This is a genomic window from Gordonia polyisoprenivorans NBRC 16320 = JCM 10675 (genome assembly GCF_000241325.1).
GTDB lineage: Bacteria > Actinomycetota > Actinomycetes > Mycobacteriales > Mycobacteriaceae > Gordonia > Gordonia polyisoprenivorans.
This window is the reverse complement of the sequence record NZ_BAEI01000088.1, coordinates 69,879-90,381: the sequence shown is the minus strand read 5'-3', so window position 1 is coordinate 90,381 and position 20,503 is coordinate 69,879. Positions and strand designations below refer to the sequence as shown.

General features: G+C 66.5%; 19 protein-coding genes. 14 read left to right on the top strand and 5 right to left on the bottom strand.

What is annotated here, in order from left to right; translation table 11 throughout:
• Positions 1 to 36: 36 nt before the first annotated feature.
• The 11 genes from GOPIP_RS25315 to GOPIP_RS25265 all read left to right on the top strand — a co-directional run bounded on the left by GOPIP_RS25315 (position 37) and on the right by GOPIP_RS25265 (position 10,382).
• Positions 37 to 1,044 carry a LacI family DNA-binding transcriptional regulator gene (locus tag GOPIP_RS25315; protein WP_006372709.1) on the top strand — a complete coding sequence of 336 codons (1,008 nt, stop codon included), beginning with the start codon at positions 37 to 39 and terminating at the stop codon, positions 1,042 to 1,044.
• Positions 1,045 to 1,323: 279 nt separating this feature from the next.
• Positions 1,324 to 2,133, top strand: coding sequence for an ATP-binding cassette domain-containing protein (locus GOPIP_RS25310; RefSeq protein WP_006372708.1), 810 nt, complete (start codon positions 1,324 to 1,326; stop codon positions 2,131 to 2,133).
• Complete coding sequence (locus GOPIP_RS25305) at positions 2,133 to 3,218, top strand: ABC transporter permease (RefSeq protein WP_006372707.1); 1,086 nt, start codon at positions 2,133 to 2,135, stop codon at positions 3,216 to 3,218. Before GOPIP_RS25310 ends, GOPIP_RS25305 begins: the two co-directional genes overlap by 1 nt.
• A 10-nt stretch (positions 3,219 to 3,228) precedes the next feature.
• Complete coding sequence (locus GOPIP_RS25300) at positions 3,229 to 4,230, top strand: ABC transporter substrate-binding protein (protein ID WP_035728856.1); 1,002 nt, start codon at positions 3,229 to 3,231, stop codon at positions 4,228 to 4,230.
• Positions 4,231 to 4,278: 48 nt separating this feature from the next.
• A complete protein-coding gene (hisD, locus tag GOPIP_RS25295) occupies positions 4,279 to 5,610 on the top strand; it encodes a histidinol dehydrogenase (RefSeq protein WP_006372705.1) in 1,332 nt (443 codons plus the stop codon).
• A 98-nt stretch (positions 5,611 to 5,708) separates the two neighbouring features.
• A complete protein-coding gene (locus tag GOPIP_RS25290; RefSeq protein ID WP_240524110.1) occupies positions 5,709 to 6,821 on the top strand; it encodes an ester cyclase in 1,113 nt (370 codons plus the stop codon).
• A 14-nt stretch (positions 6,822 to 6,835) separates the two neighbouring features.
• Positions 6,836 to 7,618, top strand: coding sequence for a nitrilase-related carbon-nitrogen hydrolase (locus tag GOPIP_RS25285; protein WP_240524111.1), 783 nt, complete (start codon positions 6,836 to 6,838; stop codon positions 7,616 to 7,618).
• Between the two features lie 72 nt (positions 7,619 to 7,690).
• Positions 7,691 to 8,644: a hypothetical protein gene (locus GOPIP_RS25280; RefSeq protein WP_006372702.1), complete on the top strand. Its 954-nt coding sequence runs from the start codon at positions 7,691 to 7,693 to the stop codon at positions 8,642 to 8,644.
• The gene (locus tag GOPIP_RS25275; RefSeq protein ID WP_006372701.1) at positions 8,631 to 9,107 is read left to right on the top strand and encodes a hypothetical protein; all 477 of its coding nucleotides are present in this window, start codon (positions 8,631 to 8,633) and stop codon (positions 9,105 to 9,107) included. Before GOPIP_RS25280 ends, GOPIP_RS25275 begins: the two co-directional genes overlap by 14 nt.
• Positions 9,104 to 9,799, top strand: coding sequence for a transport-regulating membrane protein Mce1N (gene mce1N / locus GOPIP_RS25270; protein ID WP_006372700.1), 696 nt, complete (start codon positions 9,104 to 9,106; stop codon positions 9,797 to 9,799). Before GOPIP_RS25275 ends, mce1N begins: the two co-directional genes overlap by 4 nt.
• A gap of 58 nt (positions 9,800 to 9,857) precedes the next feature.
• Positions 9,858 to 10,382 carry a DUF6328 family protein gene (locus GOPIP_RS25265; protein ID WP_006372699.1) on the top strand — a complete coding sequence of 175 codons (525 nt, stop codon included), beginning with the start codon at positions 9,858 to 9,860 and terminating at the stop codon, positions 10,380 to 10,382.
• Between the two features lie 12 nt (positions 10,383 to 10,394).
• Here the strand turns inward: GOPIP_RS25265 and GOPIP_RS25260 are convergent, their stop codons facing one another.
• From GOPIP_RS25260 to GOPIP_RS25250, 3 genes are all read right to left on the bottom strand, one after another.
• On the bottom strand, positions 10,395 to 12,449 hold the full coding sequence (locus GOPIP_RS25260) for an acyl-CoA dehydrogenase family protein (RefSeq protein ID WP_006372698.1): 2,055 nt from the start codon (positions 12,447 to 12,449) through the stop codon (positions 10,395 to 10,397).
• 53 nt (positions 12,450 to 12,502) lie between these two features.
• Positions 12,503 to 13,975 carry a hypothetical protein gene (locus tag GOPIP_RS25255; protein ID WP_020172264.1) on the bottom strand — a complete coding sequence of 491 codons (1,473 nt, stop codon included), beginning with the start codon at positions 13,973 to 13,975 and terminating at the stop codon, positions 12,503 to 12,505.
• Between the two features lie 190 nt (positions 13,976 to 14,165).
• Positions 14,166 to 15,014, bottom strand: a complete 849-nt coding sequence (locus GOPIP_RS25250) for a LuxR C-terminal-related transcriptional regulator (protein ID WP_006372696.1) — start codon at positions 15,012 to 15,014, stop codon at positions 14,166 to 14,168.
• Positions 15,015 to 15,203: 189 nt separating this feature from the next.
• On the opposite strand from GOPIP_RS25250, the gene GOPIP_RS25245 reads away from it, so the two are divergent.
• Complete coding sequence (locus GOPIP_RS25245; protein ID WP_006372695.1) at positions 15,204 to 16,904, top strand: AMP-binding protein; 1,701 nt, start codon at positions 15,204 to 15,206, stop codon at positions 16,902 to 16,904.
• 9 nt (positions 16,905 to 16,913) lie between these two features.
• Here GOPIP_RS25245 and GOPIP_RS25240 read toward each other — a convergent pair whose 3' ends face one another.
• Positions 16,914 to 17,501 (bottom strand): hypothetical protein, encoded by a 588-nt coding sequence (locus GOPIP_RS25240; RefSeq protein WP_244421219.1) that lies wholly within the window; start codon positions 17,499 to 17,501, stop codon positions 16,914 to 16,916.
• 74 nt (positions 17,502 to 17,575) lie between these two features.
• The gene (locus GOPIP_RS25235; protein ID WP_006372693.1) at positions 17,576 to 18,118 is read right to left on the bottom strand and encodes a hypothetical protein; all 543 of its coding nucleotides are present in this window, start codon (positions 18,116 to 18,118) and stop codon (positions 17,576 to 17,578) included.
• Positions 18,119 to 18,198: 80 nt separating this feature from the next.
• On the opposite strand from GOPIP_RS25235, the gene GOPIP_RS25230 reads away from it, so the two are divergent.
• Both GOPIP_RS25230 and GOPIP_RS25225 read left to right on the top strand, forming a co-directional pair.
• Positions 18,199 to 18,927: a TetR/AcrR family transcriptional regulator gene (locus tag GOPIP_RS25230; RefSeq protein ID WP_035728842.1), complete on the top strand. Its 729-nt coding sequence runs from the start codon at positions 18,199 to 18,201 to the stop codon at positions 18,925 to 18,927.
• A 185-nt stretch (positions 18,928 to 19,112) separates the two neighbouring features.
• The gene (locus GOPIP_RS25225; protein ID WP_006372691.1) at positions 19,113 to 20,276 is read left to right on the top strand and encodes an acyl-CoA dehydrogenase; all 1,164 of its coding nucleotides are present in this window, start codon (positions 19,113 to 19,115) and stop codon (positions 20,274 to 20,276) included.
• Positions 20,277 to 20,503: the final 227 nt, after the last annotated feature.

Genomic DNA, 20,503 nt, shown 5'->3' with positions numbered 1-20,503 from the left:
CGTGCACCGACGACAGAGATTGTTTCGAGGAGTGTCATGGCCATCACGAGTCGCGACGTGGCGAGGCTCGCCGGCGTGTCCCAGCCGACGGTGTCACGTGCCCTGCGCGGTGACCCGCGAGTGGCCGAGGCGACCAAGAAGCGGGTGGCCGAGGCGGTCGCGGCCCTGGGATATGTACCCAGTGAAGCGGGTCGGAGTTTGGTCACGCGGACCACGCGACGGATCGGCATCGTCGTCACGGATCTGACCAACCCGTTTTATCCGCAGCTCATCGGACCTCTTCACGACGAACTCGGCGCACTCGGTTATCGCGTCATGGCATTCACCGAGCGGTCCGACAGCTTGTCGGCGGTCGAGCACCTGGTGGATGGGTCGGTCGATGGGGTCGTGTTGCTGACGACGACGATCGGATCACCACTACCGGCCGAGTTGGCCCGACGGGGGGTGCCGTTCGTGTGTTTGAACCGCGAGTCGGGAACGGGTCTCGGTGATGCTGCGGTCGTCGACAATGCCGCAGGTGGCAGGTCTGCCGCGGAGCATCTCGTCACGCTCGGACATCGTCGTATCGCGGGGATCTTCGGGCCGGAGGACACGAGTACCGGTCGCGATCGCGAGCAGGGATTTCGGCTTGCGCTTGCCGATGCAGGCATCGGGATTCCCGCCGGACTCAGTAGTCACGGACCCTTCGATTTCGACACCGGCCATCGGGAGATGCTGCGTCTGCTGTCGATGGAATCGCGGCCCACAGCGGTCTTCTGCGGCAATGATGTGGTCGCCATCGGCGCTCTCAACGCCGCGATCGCGGCGGGGGTCGACGTGCCGGGCGAGATCAGCGTGATCGGCTTCGACGACATCCCGATGGCCTCGTGGGAGGTCTTCGAACTCACGACAATCGGTCATGATCTGGCCGAGATGGCGGCCTCGGCCGCTCGATTGCTCGTCGATCGGCTCACCGCCGACGGACAAGCCGGTCCGCCGCGACGGATTGTGTCGGTGCCAACTCTCGTCGCGCGTCGGACCACCGGGCCTGCTACGCAGCGCTGAGAAGGCAATCTGACACATGCGTATGTGCCTGGCGCACCGCCTGTGAAGGCAAGCCTCTTTCGTTGAGAAGTACAGGTAGATCGCCATTGCTTTGATGTTCGGGGAATTCGTGATCAGCCCTTGCGTGCGTTCGATTCATACGTATACACTCCCTCGTTGAGACGCCCGTCACACCGGCCGTCCGCACTGTGTCCACCGCGGTGCCCGCCGGTTCGCCCACAGTCATCCGGACGTCGGCCGCCGCCTCACGAGGCGCGGCACACTTCGAAAGGTGAGTCCATGATCTCCACACCGCCACCCGCCACACCCCCACCCTCCCCGAGTCCGATCACGAGAACCCCGCTACTCGAGGCCAAGGCCCTCTGCAAGAGCTACGGCCATGTCGAGGTTCTTCGTGGCGTTGACTTCACGGTCTATCCCGGTGAGGTCACCGCGCTGATCGGCGACAACGGCGCCGGTAAGAGCACTCTGGTCAAGACTCTGTCGGGGGTCGTTGCACCCGACAGTGGCGAATTGTTGCTCAACGGTAGGCCGACCACCATCGACTCCCCTTTGCACGCACGGGAACTCGGGATCGAGACGGTTTATCAGGACCTTGCCCTGGCTCCTGAACTCAGTGCCGCGGACAACGCCTTCATCGGACGGGAACTCCTCAAGCCCGGTGTGCTCGGTCGGCTCGGTGTCCTCGACAAGGCCACGATGCGAACGCGTGCCAGGGATGCATTCCGTTCTCTCGGAACCGAACTCAAAGACCTCGACGCACCGATCGCCGCACTGTCGGGTGGGCAGCGTCAATCGGTCGCAATCTGCCGGTCGGCAATGTGGGCGCGGCACTTGGTCTTCATGGACGAACCCACGGCAGCACTGGGCGTTGTGCAGACCCGGAAAGTCTTGCAACTGATCCGACGGGTCGCCGACACCGGGATCGCGGTGGTGTTCATCAGTCACAACATGCCCGAAGTCCTCGAGGTCGCCGACCGCGTACAGGTTCTCCGGCTGGGGCGGCGGGTCGCCGACCTCACCGCGAACGAGTGCAACGTCGATGATCTCGTGGGGGCCATGACCGGCGCACTGGACGGAGTTGCGTGATGAGCACCCAGAACACTGCACCCGCCACGTCGAAGGCCACCACTCCCGCCGGAGTGGGTGAGGCCGTGGTCACCACCGACATCCCGGAGCTCAACGGGACGAACGGCCTTCGCGCACAACGGATTCTCCGGAAACTGAAGACCTCGACGCCCGCGTACATGTTTGGCGTGATGGTACTGCTGTTCATCGCCTTCAGCCTCCTCGCGCCCGATGCCTTCCCGACGTTCATCAACGTGCGCAACATCCTCACCGATGGCTCGACGCTGCTCGTCCTCGCGGTCGGCGTCACCTTCGTCATGGTTGCCGGCGGTATCGACCTGTCCATCGGGTCGGTGTTGGTCTTCGCCAACGTCGCCGCGGCCAAGGTCATGACGGCGATGGGCACCGACAACGCCTTCACGGTGGTCGTGGGAACCGTGGTCGCCCTGGCGTGCGGAATCGGTTGGGGAATCTTCAACGGGTTGTGTATCACCAAACTCCGTGTGCCCGCACTGATCACCACGCTGGGCACCCTCGGGGCCGTCCTGGGGTTGGCCAATCTCCTCGTCGACGGCAACGACATCAGTGATCTTCCGACCTCGATGATCTCGCTGACCACCAGTCGAGTGCTCGGTCTGAGTCCCCTGATCTGGGTTGCGGTCATCGTCGTCGTCCTCGGCGCTGCGGTTCTCGCCTTCACCCGTTTCGGGCGGCACACCTACGTTGTCGGTTCCAATGAGGAGGCTGCTCGCCGCGCCGGTATCCACGTCGATCGGCACCTGATCAAGCTCTATGCGCTGAGCGGGTTGCTCGCCGGTCTCGCCGGGATGCTGTCGCTGATTCGGTTCGACACCACCACCCTGTCCGGCCACACCACCGACTTCCTGGCGGTCATCACCGGTGTCGTCCTCGGCGGTATCAGTCTCTTCGGCGGTATCGGAACGGTCGGCGGCGCAGTCATCGGCATCTTCATCTCGACGATGCTCATCAACGGTTTCACGATCATCAACGTCCAGCCGTTCTGGCAACAGGTCGCGATCGGATTCATCCTCATCGTCGCGGTATACATCGACCAGCTCAAGCGGCGCAGCCGTGAGCGCGGGTAGGGCGATCGGCATGACTCGGCAGACAGCCAGGCGGCGCACGCAGGTCGCCGCTGCGATGATCCTGGCCGGCGCGCTCACCGCTCTGCTCGCCGCCTGCGGGGGTCAGTCCTCGGCAACACCCACCGGTCAGCCCGCAGGCAAACGTGTGGTCTACATCCCCGGCCTGACCGGCAACCCGTTCTACACCAGCGTGTCCTGCGGAGCCGCCCAGCGTGCACAGCAGGTCGGGATCGACTACGCGACCCAAGGGGCAGCAGAATTCTCGGTACCTCTGCAAACCCAGATCGTGGAAGCGGTCTCCGCGAGCAAACCCGCGGCCATCATGATCGCGGTCACGAGTCCGAAGGCCATGATCGCTCCTCTGCTCCAGGCCAAACGCGACGGCATCAAGGTCATCACCATCGACGGAGACCTCACCGACAAGTCGATCGCACTGACCAACATCGAGTCCGACAACTACAAGGGCGGGCAGATGGCCGGCGAGAAGATGGCACAGCTGATCGGCGGTAAGGGCGACGTCGTCGACATCGACAGTGCGTCGGGCTCGGTGGTGGCGGAGGCGCGACGTCAGGGATTCGTCGATGCGATCGCCAAATATCCGGGAATTCACTTCATCGGAGTCCAGTACAGCGAGAACTCACAGGCGAATGCTGCGCAGATCGCAGCGACCCTCGCCAGCTCGAATCCGAATCTCGCAGGCATCTATGCACAATCGACCAACAACACCGCCGGTGCCATCACAGGGCTCCGAGAGGTCGGCAAGACGAACAAGGTCAAGCTCGTCGGATTCGACGTCTCCGATCCCATCATCGACGCCCTGAAAGCCGGTCAGATCGAGGCCACCATCCTGCAGGACCCGATATCGGCCGGACGTCTCGGCATCGATTCGGCTGTGGCCGCGATCGAAGGGCGGCCGGTCCCGCGTGACCAGCGACCGACGTTCGCCGTCGCCACGCCGGACAACCTCACCACGCCGGCCGTCGCCTCCCATTTGTACAAAACCCACTGCTGATCGCCGATCGGCGCTCCCGACCCGACCACCAACGAAGGAACACACCTCATGAAGTTCACTCCGGCCCGCCTCGCCGAACTCGACGGCCGGTTCCGGTTCATCAAGCAACCTGAGCTGGATCGTCCTGCCGCACAGCGTGACCCGAAGGTCATCGAGACCGTCTCGACGATGCTGTCCAGCATCGAGAAGGGAGGAATCGACGCGGTCCGCCGATACGCGGCAGACCTCGACGGTTACGACGCACCCGACTTTCTCGTGTCCGCCGCCGACCTCGCCGCGGCCGGCGAGAGCCTACCGACGGAATTGCGTACCGCGCTCGAGCTGGGCTCGGAACGCACCAAGGCCTTTGCTCGCGAAAGCCGGTCGCATCTGGTCGATTTCGAGATCCAGTTGGCGGAGGGGCTCGTCACCGGGCAGCGATACGTACCGATCTCCCGGGTCGGCGCCTACGTTCCGGCGGGCCGATTCCCGTTGCTGGCCGGCGCCTTCATGACCGTCGGGGTGGCCAAGGTCGCAGACGTGCCGACCGTCGTGGCCTGCACCCCACCACGTCGTGACGGCACCGCCGATCCGGCCGTGCTGTACTCGGCGTATCTGTCCGGTGCCGATCAGGTCTTCGTTCTCGGCGGCGTGCAAGCCCTCGCGGCCATGGCGTTCGGTCTCCTCGGTGATCATCCCGTCGACATGATCGTCGGTGCGGGCAATGCCTATGTCGCCGAGGCAAAGCGACAGTTGTTCGGCACGGTCGCGATCGATCTACTGGCCGGTCCGTCGGAGGTGGCGGTGATCGCCGACGAGACCGCAGACGCGGCGACGGTGGCCGCAGACCTGCTCGGGCAGGCCGAGCACGGCACGGAATCGCCTGCGGCCCTGGTCACCACCTCCGAAGAACTCGCCCACGAGGTGATCGCGCAGGTGCAGGCGCAGCTCGCCGAACTCAAGACAGCCGAGATCGCCGGACCCGCCTGGCGCGATCACGGATCGGTCACCTGGGCGCAGGACCGGGAGACCGCGATTGCGCTGATGGACGATCTTGCCCCCGAACACCTCGAGATCCAGACCGCAGACGACGACTACTACCACGACAATCTACGCAATTACGGGTCGATCTTCCTCGGCCCGTGGAGCACGGTTGCCTACTCCGACAAAGGCATGGCCGGCACCAACCACGTGCTGCCGACCGCGGGCGGAGCCCGTCACAGCGCAGGACTGTCGGTGTCGCGATACCTGAAACCGCTTACTTATCAACGTGTTTCCCGGGAGGCGACCCCGTCCGCTGCAGGTGCTGTGGAGACGATCGCGCACTACGAGGGGATGGCCGCCCACGAGGCCACGGCGACCATCCGACTCAATGCCTGGCGCGGATCGGCGGCCAAGTGAGAATGTCGAAGAACGGAACGAACCCTCTGTCCGACACCGAACAGGACGGCACCACCCTCGTCGAGTCGGCCACGCGACACCTCCCGAAAGGGGACATCATGACCTCGCCGGTCGCCCGGAAGATGCCCGGAGACTTCACCATTGCGCTTCGCCCGGCCAACGGAGCCGACATCGACGGCCATCCGCGCGGAGAGCGCCGACAACCCATGCGGGGTTTCGAGGACACCTATGTCGACATCGTCGACTACATCGTCCGGATCACCCATCGCATCTGGGAGGACCAAGACGTCGGCTACATCTATGACACCTACGCGCCGGGCTGTCGACTGCACACCGACAGCGGCCTGCAGTACGGCGTCGAGGCGCTCGTCGAGGGCACTCTGCACTCGATCAACGCTTTTCCCGATACCCGCCACTACGCCGACGACGTCATCTGGGCCGGAGATGAAGATCAGGGTTTCGTGACCAGCCACCGCGCGATCAACATCGGTCACCACACCGGACCATGGCGGTGGGGCCCGCCGACCGGTCGCAAGGTGCAGACTTGGGTGATTGCGAACTGCTTGGTGCGGGAGAACGAGATCGTCGAGGAGTGGGTGCTCTACAACACGGCCGCACGGTTGGCGGCTTTGGGAATCGACGTCGTGGAAGCCGCCCGGACCTATGCCAACGAGGGCGGACTCGCGCCCCTGAGCGAGCGCGACATCACCGAGGTGGACCGCCTGCGTGGTGGACGTAAGCCGGTGCCCTACCCGAAGCCGAGTGACGATCGTGGCTTCGACGTGGAGCACATGGTCAGGGCACTCTGGCACGACATGTACAACCGGCGTGACCTCAGCGCCGTCGACCGGGCCTACGCGCCAACCGTCTTGTGGAACGGCACAACCAACCGCGTGGGTCGCGGTCGCGGTGATGTCCGCGCCTTCGCGCGCAGCTTGCTGTCGACCTTTCCCGACCTCGGGGTAGCTGTCGACGAGGTGTACTGGATGGGTAACGACGCCGACGGGTACCGGGTGATGCTCCGGTGGGTCGGGGCGGGCACCCATCGCGGGTACGCGTTGTACGGCACGCCGACGGGGCGACGTGCACACCTCTGGGGGATCACACAGCTCTACATCAAGGATCGTCAGATCGTCGAGGAGTGGAACCTCTTCAACGAATTCGACGTTCTGGCCCAACTGGTGCGTGACGATCAGCACGCGGATCTGTGACCCGGATCGTCTGTGTGCCCTTGGCGCCGGACGTCGGGCGGTTCGAGCAGAACTGCGTGCTGATCGAGGACGGGATCGCGACGGCGGTGTCGGCTGGTGCCGACATCGCCGTGCTCCCCGAACTGGCCACATCCGGGTATGTGTTCGAGTCGGGGGACGAGGCCCGAGGCGTTGCCTTGCACGCCGACGCCGACATCCTCACGCGCTGGGCGCTGATGGCCGGCGACACCACCGTGGTGGTCGGGTTCGCCGAAGTGGGAGGCGACGGCTCGCTGCACAACTCGGTCGCGATTCTCGACGGCGGTGAGGTTCGCCGTGTGTACCGCAAGGTGCATCTGTGGAACACCGAGAAGCGGTTTTTCATTGCCGGATCGCTGGCGCCCCCGGTACTCGACACCCGGCACGGCCGGATCGGTGTGATGATCTGCTATGACCTCGAGTTCCCGGAACTGACCCGGAAGACCGTTCTGGCCGGGGCCGATGTGCTGCTGGCTCCGGTGAACTGGCCCTTGGTACAGCGGCCGGTCGGGGAGCGACCGCCCGAGCAGGTGATCGCCATGGCGACCGCCCGCATCAACCGGGTGTTCGTCGCGTGCTGCGATCGGTCGGGTGCCGAGCGCGGCCAGGAGTGGACCGAGGGGACGGTGATCGTGGGCCACGAGGGATGGCCGCTGGCCGGTGGGCGGGGCAGCGAGTTGGTGATCGCCGATGTCGATCTCCGGGAAGCGAGAGACAAGAGGCTGGCCGGTCTGGCGGATGCGCTCGGCGATCGCCGGCCCGACGTCTACGCGACATGATCGGACCCGGCTCTTCTCGGAGTTGATCCTGCGCCACCGCACGGCCCCGAACGGTTAACTACCCTGGTACCCATGTCAGCATCCATCGACCCGGGCCACGGCACCGGGCCGCAGCCCGACTCCCCGGAGGGTGCGAAACCGAAGCTCGTCGAGTCGATCGTGATCGCCTCCGAGCTGTGGCTCGTGGTGATCGTTGCGCACGTCGTCACCGTCATCGCCACCTTCGGGGCCACCCGCGACATGTATCACCAGGTCGCAAAGCAGAGCTACACCCCGGGTTCCGCCGAGTACGACATGATCACCTCCGGCGGTGTGATCGTCGGCGTCGTCGTGGTCACCACGATCATCGAGATCGGCGTCGCGGTGGCGCTGCTGATCCTCACGCGCAAGGGCTACAACTGGGCGCGCTTCATCCTCGGCGCGATCAGCCTGTATCTGGTGATCAGCACGTTCTTCACCCTGTTCGGCGATGTTGCGCCGCGCTGGGCGATGATCCCCAACGTGATCGGTGGCGTGGCCGCCCTGGGTGCTGTGGTGCTGTTGCTGCGTCGCGAGTCCGACACCTACTGCAAGAAGATGGCGCAGTACCGCCGTGCACCCCGGATGGTCGGCACGCCGTATCCACCGGTGCCGGGGTTCGGTCCGTACCCACCGACGCCTGGTTATCCACCCCAGCCGGGCTACCCCCAGCAGGGCTATCCACCGACGCAGGGCTACCCACCGACGCAGGGCTACCCACCGACGCAGGGCTACCCACCGACGCAGGGCTACCCGTCGGGCTGTCCGCCCCCTCAGGGATATGCGCCTCCGGGTTATCCGACGCCGGGCCAGTACCCGCCGTCGAACGGCTGCCCGCCGAACCCCTCGACCCCGAATCCCTCGACCCCGAATCCCTCGCTGCCCGACTCCGCCAAGCGTGGCGTCGATACGCCCGACAACACATCCGACAACCACCGCAACAACGACAACCACCCCGACGACACCGTCTCGCTCGACAAAGGACAGCGCCACCGTGACGAAACCTGATCCCGCCCAACGCCCTCGCGTCGTGGTCTGGGCGTATCGCTGCTGGCTGCTGGCCGGTGCGCTGTTGGTGATCCTGGGCGTCGTCTACGCCGTGCTGGCGGTGATCGTGCCCGGTCCGACTCTGCTGCCGGTCGGTATCGGTGTCCTGATCGCGGCGATCGGCGCCGCCGAGGCATTCATCGGCACCAAGGCCTACACCGGTGACGAGCGCTGGCGCTCGTCGCTGGCCGCGCTGACCCTGGTGGCGGTCATCATGCTGCTCATCCTGAGCTTCCTGGAGTCCCTCCTCGCGTTTGCGCTGCTGGCAGCGGTCATCGGTCTGTTCGGCTCTCTGCTGGCCTACCGCCCCGAAGGCGACGCCTGGTTCACCGGCAAGAACTCGGCCGACATCAAGAAGGGGCAGGCACAGAAAGCTCAGACGTCGAAGTCCGCGGGCAAGAAACGTGGACGGTCGGGACGGTGACCGATCGTTCGCCCGCTCCCGACGACGACCGCGCCGAGACCGAGACCGACGTGCCCGACGCGGGCGCCGATGCACCGGTGGCCGACGCGACCGAGTCGTCCGATGAAGCAGAGTCTCCCGAGCCCGCCACCCCCGAGTCCGAGTCCGCCGAACCCGAGTCCGCCGAACCCGCCGAACCCGATCCCCATCCCATCCCCGAGGATCGCGGCGAGGTGCTCTTCTACGAGCCCGGCGGAAGCTGGTGGGTGGTGGCCATCGGTCCGGTGCTGATCGGGGCGGTCCTCGCGATGGAGATCAGCGGCCCCGGGCAGGTGCACTGGCCGGTGCTGATCATCTTCGGGTTGATCATCATCGGCTTCTCGGTCGTGCAGGTGATCGCCGCGCGCAGGCATGTGTCCGTCGAACTCACCGAACTGACTCTGCGACAAGGTGTTCGGATCATCGCACTCGACGAGATCGATACCATCTACCCCGAGAACAACGGCCCCGACGCCAAGGATTGGGAGAGCGCTCGTGCCCTGGGCGAACTTCACGGTGTCCCTCGTCGTCGGCGCGGTGTCGGACTCAAACTCGCCGACGGTTCGCTCGCCCAGGCGTGGGCGCGGGACGTGCAGAGGTTCCGGCGTGAGCTCACCGAGGCTCACACCGCGGTCGCGCTCGGCCTGCCACCGCGGGGCTCCGCCACGGACTGACCGGCCGCAGGCCGCAATGCAACGCCCGGCCGCAGGCCCCCAATGCGACCATGGATCGGTGAGCCCGCACCCAACCGACGACGAATGGAACCGCGAGCAGCGTTCGGAGACGACGACCGAACGTCTCGACCGCAACTGGTCGGCGCTGCTGCAGGAGTTGCGCGTGGTGCAAACCGGTGTGCAGATCCTCACCGGTTTCCTGCTGACGCTGCCGTTTCAGAGCCGGTTCTCCGAACTCGACGACGGCATGCGGGTTACCTATCTGATCACCGTGTCACTGGCGATGGCGGCCGCGATCGCGTTGGCGGCCCCCGTCGCACTGCACCGGGCGCTGTTCCGCCGCCATCGGCTCGACGTCATCGTCACCAGCGCACATCGCCTGGCCCTGGTCGGTCTCGTCCTGCTCGGACTGGCGTTGGCCGGCGCGATGGTCGTCGTCTTCGGGGCGACCGCCGGTACGGCTCCCGGCATCCTGGCCGGTGCTGCCACCCTGGTGATGTTCGCGTGCCTCTGGCTGGTGTTCCCGTTCGCGCTGCGCGTGCGCGCAGATAACCCCCCATCGGACGCGCGCCACCGACCGTAATGCGCTGCGGTACTACCCGTTCTCGATCATCGGCGCCACCAGGAGGTTCTCCGGGATGCCGAAGGCATCGACGAGAACGTCTGCGTAGGGCCGCAATTCAAGACACAGTTCGTTGACGCCGCGCCGGATCGCCTTGGCGCGCTCCACCGACACGTGCCGGTGCATCAGGAACCATGCCAGGTCGTCCTCGAGCGCCGAGTAGACGAACAGATCGCAGACCTTGCCGAGCAGTTCGGCGGCGGCTTTCGAGTCGCAATCGTTGATCGCCTCGATGAACGATTCGAGCACCACTCGCTCGGTGTGTACCCGGCCGACCTTCAACAGATGATCCTGGGCGTTGTTGAACACCTCGAAGGCGTCGTTGTCGTCGTCGGTGGCCCGCCGTAACCGCTGCGCACAGGTGCGGACGAGGTGGTCCTCACGGTTGCGGAACAAGCGGATCTGCGTGCCGCGATCGGTCAGCGTCGACTTCTCGGTGTCCTCGTCGGAGCTCTCCAACAGGGTTTGGATCACCTGTCGCGCAGCGGTTTTCTCGACGACGACATCGCGCGCCATACCGGCGATGAATCGCACCCACCCGCCGGCCGAGAGACCCTGCACGTCATCGGCGTAGGCGGAGAGCAACTCCTTGGCGACCAGCTGGGTGAGGACGGTGTTGTCACCCTCGAAGGTGGTGAACACGTCGATGTCACCACGCATGATCGAGAGCTGGTTCTCGTCGAGATAGCCTGCGCCGCCACAGGCTTCGCGGCTGACGTTGATCGCGTGCGATGCGTGCCAGGTGCCGTAGGCCTTCAACCCGGCCGCCGAACTCTCGAGCTGGCGCTGACGTCCGGCATCGGAATCGTCGGGTGCGGCCGATTGCACCTCGTGCAGCTCGGCGACCAGCTCGTTCTGTGTGCACGTGATGGCATACGATTTCGCGATGAGCGGCAACAGTTTTCGCTGATGGCCCAGATAGTCGAGCACGGTGATCTCGTCGTCGGCGCCGGGTGCCTCGAACTGTTTGCGGACCGTCCCGTACTTCGTGGCGAGCGCCAGCGCCTTGCGTCCGGCCGCACCTGCGGTCGCCGCCACCGAGACCCGACCTCGGATCAGGGTGCCGAGCATGGTGAAGAACCGCCGATTCGGGTTCTCGATCGGGGAGCGGTAGGTGCCGTCGGCCTCGACGTCGGCATAGCGGTTGAGGAGGTTCTCCGCGGGAATCCGGACGTGGTCGAACAGGATTCGGCCGTTGTCGACGCCGGCCAGTCCGCCCTTGTAACCGCAGTCGCTGGTCGTCACACCCGGCAGGTCATCACCGTTGTCGTCGCGGATCGGCACCACAAAGCAGTGCACCCCATGGCTTTCCGGCTCCTGGCCCGGCCCGGCGGTGATCAGCTGGGCGAAGACCGCGGCCACCCGCGCGTGCCGTGCGGCACCGCCGATGTAGTCCTTGCGCGCCGACGGGGTGGGGGAGTCGATGATGAACTCCTGCGTCTGCGGGTCGTAGGTGGCGGTCGTCTCCAACGCCTGCACGTTCGAGCCGTGGCCGGTCTCGGTCATCGCGAAGCAGCCGAGCAGATCGAGGCTGATGATGTCGGAGACGTACTTGTCGTGGTGGCGCTTGGTGCCGAGGTTCTCCACGGCCCCGCCGAACAGTCCCCATTGCACGCCGGCCTTCACCATCAGCGACAGATCGGCGTAGCCGAGCATCTCGATGGCGGTGATCGACGCGCCCACGTCACCGGTGCCGCCGTGATCACTTGCGAAACCGGCCGCCGCGAATCCCTGCGAGGACAGTTCGCGCATCTCCTCGAGCACGCGGGCACGTGCCTCGTCGAGGGTGCGCGACGGGTCGGGCAGCAGGTCGGAACGGTTGGCGCGTTCGCGCACACTGTCGCGGGTGGCGCGCCAACGGCCGTCGAGCGTGCGTCGCAGGCCATCGACGAGCAACTCGCGGGTCGCCTGATCGAGTTCGGTCGATTCCTCACGGCCCGGGACGTCGACGTCCGTCGACGCCGCGGTGCTGCGACTGCTCGTGGTGTCGTCGGGGTTCGCGGTCGGCGATTGCGTGGGTGTGGACATGGCTCCACGGTACGGACCCCGCGCGGCCGAGATGGGTGGTTTGGTGTGCGATCTCACGCGCCGACGGCGTGCGCCGGTCGCGCGACCGGTTCCGGCATCCGATGCCTGCCGCCTGCGCCACCGGGTGTGGCAGGCGGGCGCAACGCCGCGCGGACGCCGTCGACGACGGTGGTCACCGCCGCCGCGGGCGTCCCGCGGGCGAGGTCGGCGGCCACCTGCCCGGGAATGGTGGCCGGGTCGCTCGCCGCAGGAGTCGGGACAGCCGAAGGCCGGGCGGCGGCCCGGGCGGGTGTGGTCGGGGCACCGGTACCGTGCAGTGCCCGGTCGGCGCTCACCGTGACCTGTGTGGCCGACGTGCGCGCAGGTGGCTGTGGCGCAAACGAATCGGCGATCGAGTCGAGCAGTTGCCGTCCCGACCCCGCGGCCACCGGAAGGGCCTGCTCGAGTCCCTGGATGTTGGCGGCGATGTTCTCCCCGAGCTGGACGCGCACCGCCTGCAGGGTCGCGTCGAACTGCGCGACACTGGCCCGCAACGCCTGCGGAGTGGTGGCCGCGGCGAGGTCGGCACCGATCTGTTGCTGGGACTGTTTGGTCCAGATGTTGTAGGTGACCGCATGATCCGGGCGCGTCGCCTCGTCGTAGTCGGGGCGATTGGTCACCCAGTCGTGCGCGGTGAGCGGCTGCCCGAAGTCGAACAACGTGTAGTACCTGCCGAACAGGTAGATCTTCGGAAGCGAGTCCGGCGCGCCGATCGCGGCGCCGCCGATCTGGCAGGGCAGGCAGTAGGTGCCCGGCACCATCGGGTCGAGCGACTCCCAGGTTGCCGCGCCCAGCGCGGTCAACGCCGTGGCCCATTGGCTACCCGACGGCGCCGCGACGTAGCCGGTCGGGGTCTGGGTGAGGGTCTGCCAGATGGCCTTCCATGGCCCGAACGGATCGAGGCGGTACGTTTTGCCCGACCAGTCCGGTTGGATGTCGACGACCCGGCCGTCTGCGGTCGTGTATGTCTGATCCGTCGGGTCGATGGTGTTGCGGATCGTGGGAAAGGTGTACCCGAGAACCAGCCGCCACGTCGGAACCTGCCCATATTGGGTGAAATAGAAGACGTCCGAGCAGGGGCCCGGAATGCCCGTACAGTCCGGGGTCATCGGCGCGAACGCCGCCAGCGACAGCCACCATTGATCGTAATTCGCCTGTGCCACCAACGGAATCGGCACCATCATCAGGGTCATACCCTTGAGCTTCTCTTTGTCCTGCTCGTCGAATCCGACGACGTTGGTGGGGATGTAGAGCCACCAGTTGCCCGAATCCTCCAGTGCCGCAGTGGTCAGGTTCACGCCCTGATACTCGTAGGCCGCCATGTTGGCGATCGTCTGCGCCAGGTTCGCCGGAATGTTCGCCACCGAATCCGCGGTCAGTCGAATCGCGACGGTCGACGCCTCGGGAGTCGCTTCGGCGGTCGGTGTGGGCGGCGGAACATACGTTGCCGCGGAAGCGATTCCCGCTCCGATCAGTGCTGTCGACACCGCCGCCAGTATGCGCCCGGCCGCCTGCCCCGATCGATCTCCGGCCGCGGATGTGTACCCCACGTGTGCCCCCTCGTGCCTTCCCCGGCCTCCTCGCACCGTAGGCACGTACAGCCGGTTCCGGCCACCCCCGGGGCCACATTGCCAGGAAACCGACAGTCGCCGATGCCGAAGTGCGTCGACGGCTGCCTCAGGGCAGCAAGCCGATTCGCCGCGCCCGCACCACCGCTTCGCGACGATTGTGTACTTCGAGTTTGCGCATCAGATTGCCCACGTACCCCTTGATCGTCTCCGGCCGCAACGACAACCGATCGGCGATCTCGGCATTGCTGCAGCCGAGTGCGAGGTGCGCCAACACGTCGGTCTCGCGGGTCGACAACGAGACCGCCGTGCTCGATTCGGCCCCTGATCCCAGCCCGCGTAGACGCCTCTCGACGCCGCGCAACCGTTCGGCCAGTGCGGGATCGGTGGTGGTGTCCGCGATCTCCCGCAGCGCCAGATAACTTTCGATGATCCCATCGGCCACCGACGCCGGCACCGTCGTCGGATCGCTCTGTGTCTCAATCTGTTTCACGCGACGATCGACGTCGTCACGGACCTCGATCTCGTGTGCGAGTCGGCGAGCGCCCACCGCGACCCGCGCGACGATCCGATCCCCGATGCGCTCGGGTGCGCGCAGCCCGCCGTAGAGAACCGCCCGGGTGCGCCCGCCGACCACCGCGGGAGCGGCCACCAACGATTCGATGCCCTCCCCGGACACCTCGCGGTCGTAGTCGTGGGTGATCTCGGTGGAGTGGAAGTAGTCGGCGACGGCGCCGGGGCGGCGCTCGACGATGGTCCGTCCGCCGAGCCCACGGTCGGAACCGATCAGGAGATCACGCAGCAGCGCGGTGCGGGTCCCGACGAAACCCGACAGCAGCGCGCCCGGACCGTCCACTAGCCCGCCGAACAGCACCGGCAGGCCCGTCGTCCGATGCACCCCGCGCAACTCGGCGCGCACCGCATCGGCGTCGTCGGGACGCCGCGGATCGGTGACCATGGTCCTCTCCTCCTCGCCCCTTGCCTTTGCCACCGGTACGTGTCGGCCCGACATCGCCATCGGGGCCGAAACCACCTACTTTCGGGGGTGGTACCGGCACTAGTGTGATCCATACGCTCGGAGGACGACAAACGTCGCGGCCCTCACCCGTGTTCGCATCGGCCGCGGCACGACGATCTGGAGGAGACGATGTCTGTCTCGGACACCGATACGACCCTTGCCGAGGCCCTGGCGCTCGACGCCGACTTCGGCCGGATCGATTGTGGCAGCGCCAACCGGTCCGAACTGAGTCCGCTGCGATTCCTTGAACGCAGCGCAACGGTGTTCGGCGACCGCACAGCGATCATCTACGGGGATCGTCGCGCGAGTTACGCGGAGTTCGCCGACGAGGTGCAGCGCCTCGCCCGGGTTCTCAAGAGCCGGATCGCGCGCGGTGAGCGGATCGCCTATCTCGCACCCAACATCCCGGAGATGCTCGTCGCGCACTACGCGGTCCCGCTGGCCGGCGGTGTGCTCGTCGCGCTCAACTCCCGCCTGGCCGGACCCGAACTGGTCTACATCCTCAATCACGCGGGCGTCACCACGCTGTTCTTCGACGCCGAATTCCGGCACACCGTTTCGCTCATCGCCGACGAGGTCCCCGAGGTGGCCACCACCGTCGAGATCACCGACCCCGAATTCGGTCCGACGATGGGCGATGTCGGCGCGTCGGGGATCACCGGCCTGCAGACCTATGCCGATTTCCTGGCCCTCGCCGACGGTCCCGACGTCGAGCAGGACCCCATCCCGTGGACCGTCGACGACGAGGACACCGTCATCACCATCAACTACACCTCGGGGACCACCGGAAAACCCAAGGGCGTCATGTACACCCACCGCGGGGCATACCTGAACTCCTTCGGCGAGACCTTCCACAACCAGTTCACCGGCCACAGCCGCTATCTGTGGACGCTGCCGATGTTCCACTGCAACGGCTGGTGCACCCCGTGGGCGGTCACCCAGGCATCGGCGACCCACGTGTGTCTGCGTGCGGTCCGTGCCGACGCCGTGTGGGACGCCATCGACGATCTCGGCATCACCCACCTGTGCGGGGCACCCACGGTGTGTACGACGATCGCGGGATCGCCTCGCGCACATCGCCTCGACCGGCCCCTGCACATCACCACCGCGGGTGCGCCACCGAGCCCGACCGTCATCGGTCAGCTCGAGGCGCTCGGTATCACCGTGGTTCACGTCTACGGCCTCACCGAGGTCTACGGCCCGTACACGATCTGCGAATTCCAGGACGCCTGGGCCGAATTGCCCGCCGATGGGCGCGCGGCCAAACTCTCCCGACAAGGCGTCGGCATGGTGCAGGCCGAGGCGGCGCGCGTCGTCAAACGCGATGTCCTGCCGCTCGTCGACGTACCCGCCGACGGAGAAACCATGGGCGAGATCGTGTTACGCGGCAACAACGTGATGGCCGGCTACTTCCGGGATCCGGCCGCAACCCGGGAGGCGTTCGCCGGCGGCTGGTTTCACACCGGCGATCTCGGGGTGATGCATCCCGACGGGTACATCCAGCTGCGCGATCGAGCCAAGGACATCATCATCTCCGGCGGCGAGAACATCTCCACCATCGAGGTCGAACAGGCTCTGGTGAGCCATGATTCGGTCCTCGACGTCGCCGTCATCGGCGTCCCGGACGAGAAGTGGGGTGAGCGCCCGCGCGCCTACGTCCTGCTCACTCCCGGGGCGCAACTGAGCGCCGAGGAGCTCATCGAGCACGCCCGGACCCTGCTGGCCGGCTACAAGGTGCCGCGCGACATCGTCTTCGCCGACGAGCTACCGCGCACCTCCACCGGCAAGGTCCTCAAGTTCGAGTTGCGTCAGGACGCCCAGCACGACTGAGCATCGGGGTCATCGGCGCCGGAATCCACGTCGCAGGTAACGGGCCCGGTAATCGGCGATCACCTGCGGTGGCACCAGTTCCCGCGGTAACAGCACGACGGTGCGCCGGCCCGTGCAGAGCAGCACCACCCGCGAGTTGATCACGACCCGGTCGAACCGCTCGAGCGGGATCTGCGAGTAGGTCGCTCCCACCCGGTGCCCGATCCTCAACGGGGTGAACTCCGCGCCGACCGGTGTCCCGGCGGGCATGATCCGACGCATCCGGCGTTGGCCCAGCACGATGCCCAGCGTGAGCATCGCGGCCTGGGCGAGCAGGAACAGTCCGAGGACGACGACCACCGTGACCACCGCCGGCGGCCGGGAGTCGGTGGAGGACGCGGCGAGTGCGGCGACGAGCGCGCCGACGGCGGCGGGCACTGATTGCCGCAGCATCCATCCCGGCGTGAGCAGGGCGCCCCGGCACAGTCGGGGGCCGAGGGCGTCGTCGGCGATCAGGTGTGTGCGCAGTACCCCGTCGGGTCCGGCGCCCACGTACGGCGAGGGTGCGGTCGGTGAGAGCGACGGCGAGAACGTCGATGGTGAGAACGGGGAGGACACACCATGATTGGACCGCAATCTGCCCCGAAAAGCCGCCCCGGTCGGCGGTCCGAATGACCCTACCGAGCCCGACCTCACCGAGCGCCGGACGCCCACTGCGCCGCGAGATGCGGCGGCAACAGCTCCACCGGCACGGTCATCCGGAGCCCGCGATCGGTGCGCAGGACCACGACGTCGTAGCGACAGGTGACGCCGCTGATCCGTGTCATGTGCATGCCGTTGATCAGGCCCGCATAGTCCACGAGTATCCGGCTGTGCGTGATCTCCGCCGACAACATGGAGCCGTCGGGAAGCATTCGTCGCCACAACACCCAGGGCTGCAGCGCCACGATGACCACCACGAAGATCGGGACGGGCGCAAGTGCCAGCGGGTTCGAGGTGGACGGGAACACGAGGGCGAGGCCGATCAGCACGATCAGCATCAGGACGGCCAGGCCCGCCAGGAGGTTGCAGTGGGTCCGGGTCAGCAACGTCGCCCGCGTCAAGCGCCGGCGCACCTGGGAGTCCACCGGAATCGTCGCGTGGAAGGTGGGCGGCGCCATGGTCGACGGGTGGGCCGGGGTCGTCGGCGTACCCCAGTGCCCGGGATTCTGTACGACGAACTCAGGATTCGACATGGGAAATATGGTACCGGCGGCTTCCGCTGTCGCAAGCCGTCGACTGTCGCGCGGGCGGCATCGCGCGCCATACTGGACAGATGGCACCGAGTGACACGACGGTCGATCCGGTCGATCTGCGCACCCAGGTCGTCGCGGCATCGATCCGGCTCTTCAGCGAGTACGGGTACGAGTCGACGACCGTCGATCAGATCGCCGCGGACGCCGGGGTCTCGCGACGCACGCTGTTCCGACAGTTCCGCTCCAAGGAAGACATGATCTTCGCCGATCACGAGGCTCTGATCGCCCAGGTTGCCGAACGTCTCGGCGCCGACGAGTTCGCGCCGGACGAATCGGTGGACGGCCCGGACCCGTGGACGGACGTCTGCGACGCCGCCGAGATCGTCTTCACGCACTTCCTCGCCACCCGGGACCTTGCCGTCCGACGGCTTCGCGTGGTCACCCGGGTACCGGCACTGCGCGACCGCGAGCTCGTCACCACCTACCGCTACCAGCGCGTCTTCGAGGAGTTCCTGCGCCGACGCCTTCCCGACGAGTCGCCCGAGCGCATCGTCGCCTTCGCCGCCGCGGTGACCTCGGTGCACAACTACCTGCTGCGGTCGATGATCCGCGGCGACGCCGACGCCACGGTGAACACGCTTCGTACCGAACTCCGACGCATCCGGCTGGCACTGGGTGCCGACGATGGCGGCGACGACGGTGCCGGTACCGCGATCACCGTCGTCACCCACCCGATCGACGCGGGCGCCGATCAGATCGCCCGTGCGGTCGCCGAGGAGATCCGGGCCCAGCGATCTCGCCGGACCTGACGGCGCGCTACCGACGCCGGTGTGCCCACACGGGTGGCACGTAGTGTCGACATCTGCACCACCGACGGAGTATCCTGGCACTCAGTGTCGTCGTCTGTGGTGCCCGCATCCGTCGCACGACCGGTACCCCGACGAGCATCGATCACCGCCGCGCAGCACTCCGCGCGCATCGAGGAGGAGCCCCCATGGCCTTTGGAAACCCCGGATTCAACGTCTTCGAATTGCCCGAGGAGCACGTCGCGCTCCGCGAGGCGATCCGTGCGCTCGCCGAGAAGGAGATCGAACCGCACGCCGCCGACGTCGACGAGAACGCGCGCTTCCCGCAGGAAGCCCTCGACGCGCTCGTCGCCAGCGGATTCAACGCGATCCACGTTCCCGAGGAGTACGACGGACAGGGTGCCGACTCGGTCGCCGCCTGCATCGTGATCGAAGAGGTTGCGCGCGTGTGTGCGTCGTCGTCGCTGATCCCGGCCGTCAACAAGCTCGGCACCATGGGTCTGATCCTCAACGGTTCCGACGAACTCAAGGCCAAGGTGTTGCCGTCGATCGCCGCCGGTGAGGCGATGGCGTCCTACGCCCTCTCCGAGCGTGAGGCCGGTTCGGATGCGGCGTCGATGAAGACCCGCGCCCGCAAGGACGGCAGCAACTGGGTGCTCAACGGCTCCAAGTGCTGGATCACCAACGGCGGCAAGTCATCCTGGTACACCGTCATGGCGGTCACCGACCCCGAGAAGAAGGCCAACGGCATCTCGGCGTTCATGGTCCACGAGGACGACCCGGGCTTCACCGTCGGCCCGCTGGAGAAGAAGCTCGGCATCAAGGGATCACCCACTGCCGAACTGTATTTCGAGGACTGCACCATTCCCGAGGATCGGATCATCGGTGACGAGGGCACCGGCTTCAAGACCGCGCTGCAGACCCTCGACCACACCCGCCCGACCATCGGTGCGCAGGCCGTCGGCATCGCGCAGGGTGCGCTCGACAAGGCCATCGCCTATGTCAAGGACCGCAAGCAGTTCGGCAAGCCGATCAGCTCGTTCCAGGGTGTGGAGTTCATGATCGCCGACATGGCGATGAAGGTCGAGGCCGCCCGGCTGATGGTCTACACCTCCGCCGCTCGCGCCGAGCGTGGCGAGAAGAACCTCGGCTTCATCAGCTCGGCGTCGAAGTGCTTTGCCTCCGACGTCGCCATGGAGGTCACCACCGACGCCGTGCAGCTCTTCGGAGGTGCCGGCTACACCCGTGACTTCCCGGTCGAGCGGATGATGCGCGACGCCAAGATCACCCAGATCTACGAGGGCACCAACCAGATTCAGCGCGTCGTGATGAGTCGCGCACTGCTGCGCTGAGCCCTTCCCGGCCGAAACGGCGCCCCATCGACTCGTCGATCGGGCGCCGTTTTGCGTCGATCGTGCGCTCAAACCCGTCGATCGTGCGCTCAATCGCGTCGACCGTGCGCTCAAATTCGTCGATCGGGCGTTTCCCCGAACCACTCGTCCGCGCATGTGCCGATGTCGACGGAACCGACGAGGCGAGCGCTGCGTCCAATCTCCCATGACCATCGATGAACCCTTAG

What these genes read in the sequence shown, in the direction of transcription:
- hisD (WP_006372705.1), top strand. Translation starts at nt 4,279, where the DNA reads ATGAAGTTCACTCCGGCCCGCCTCGCCGAACTCGACGGCCGGTTCCGG.
- GOPIP_RS25235 (WP_006372693.1), bottom strand. Translation starts at nt 18,118, where the DNA reads ATGTCGAATCCTGAGTTCGTCGTACAGAATCCCGGGCACTGGGGTACG.
- GOPIP_RS25260 (WP_006372698.1), bottom strand. Translation starts at nt 12,449, where the DNA reads ATGTCCACACCCACGCAATCGCCGACCGCGAACCCCGACGACACCACG.
- GOPIP_RS25305 (WP_006372707.1), top strand. Translation starts at nt 2,133, where the DNA reads ATGAGCACCCAGAACACTGCACCCGCCACGTCGAAGGCCACCACTCCC.
- GOPIP_RS25245 (WP_006372695.1), top strand. Translation starts at nt 15,204, where the DNA reads ATGTCTGTCTCGGACACCGATACGACCCTTGCCGAGGCCCTGGCGCTC.
- GOPIP_RS25225 (WP_006372691.1), top strand. Translation starts at nt 19,113, where the DNA reads ATGGCCTTTGGAAACCCCGGATTCAACGTCTTCGAATTGCCCGAGGAG.
- GOPIP_RS25310 (WP_006372708.1), top strand. Translation starts at nt 1,324, where the DNA reads ATGATCTCCACACCGCCACCCGCCACACCCCCACCCTCCCCGAGTCCG.
- GOPIP_RS25300 (WP_035728856.1), top strand. Translation starts at nt 3,229, where the DNA reads ATGACTCGGCAGACAGCCAGGCGGCGCACGCAGGTCGCCGCTGCGATG.
- GOPIP_RS25280 (WP_006372702.1), top strand. Translation starts at nt 7,691, where the DNA reads ATGTCAGCATCCATCGACCCGGGCCACGGCACCGGGCCGCAGCCCGAC.
- GOPIP_RS25315 (WP_006372709.1), top strand. Translation starts at nt 37, where the DNA reads ATGGCCATCACGAGTCGCGACGTGGCGAGGCTCGCCGGCGTGTCCCAG.
- GOPIP_RS25230 (WP_035728842.1), top strand. Translation starts at nt 18,199, where the DNA reads ATGGCACCGAGTGACACGACGGTCGATCCGGTCGATCTGCGCACCCAG.
- GOPIP_RS25250 (WP_006372696.1), bottom strand. Translation starts at nt 15,014, where the DNA reads ATGGTCACCGATCCGCGGCGTCCCGACGACGCCGATGCGGTGCGCGCC.
- GOPIP_RS25290 (WP_240524110.1), top strand. Translation starts at nt 5,709, where the DNA reads ATGACCTCGCCGGTCGCCCGGAAGATGCCCGGAGACTTCACCATTGCG.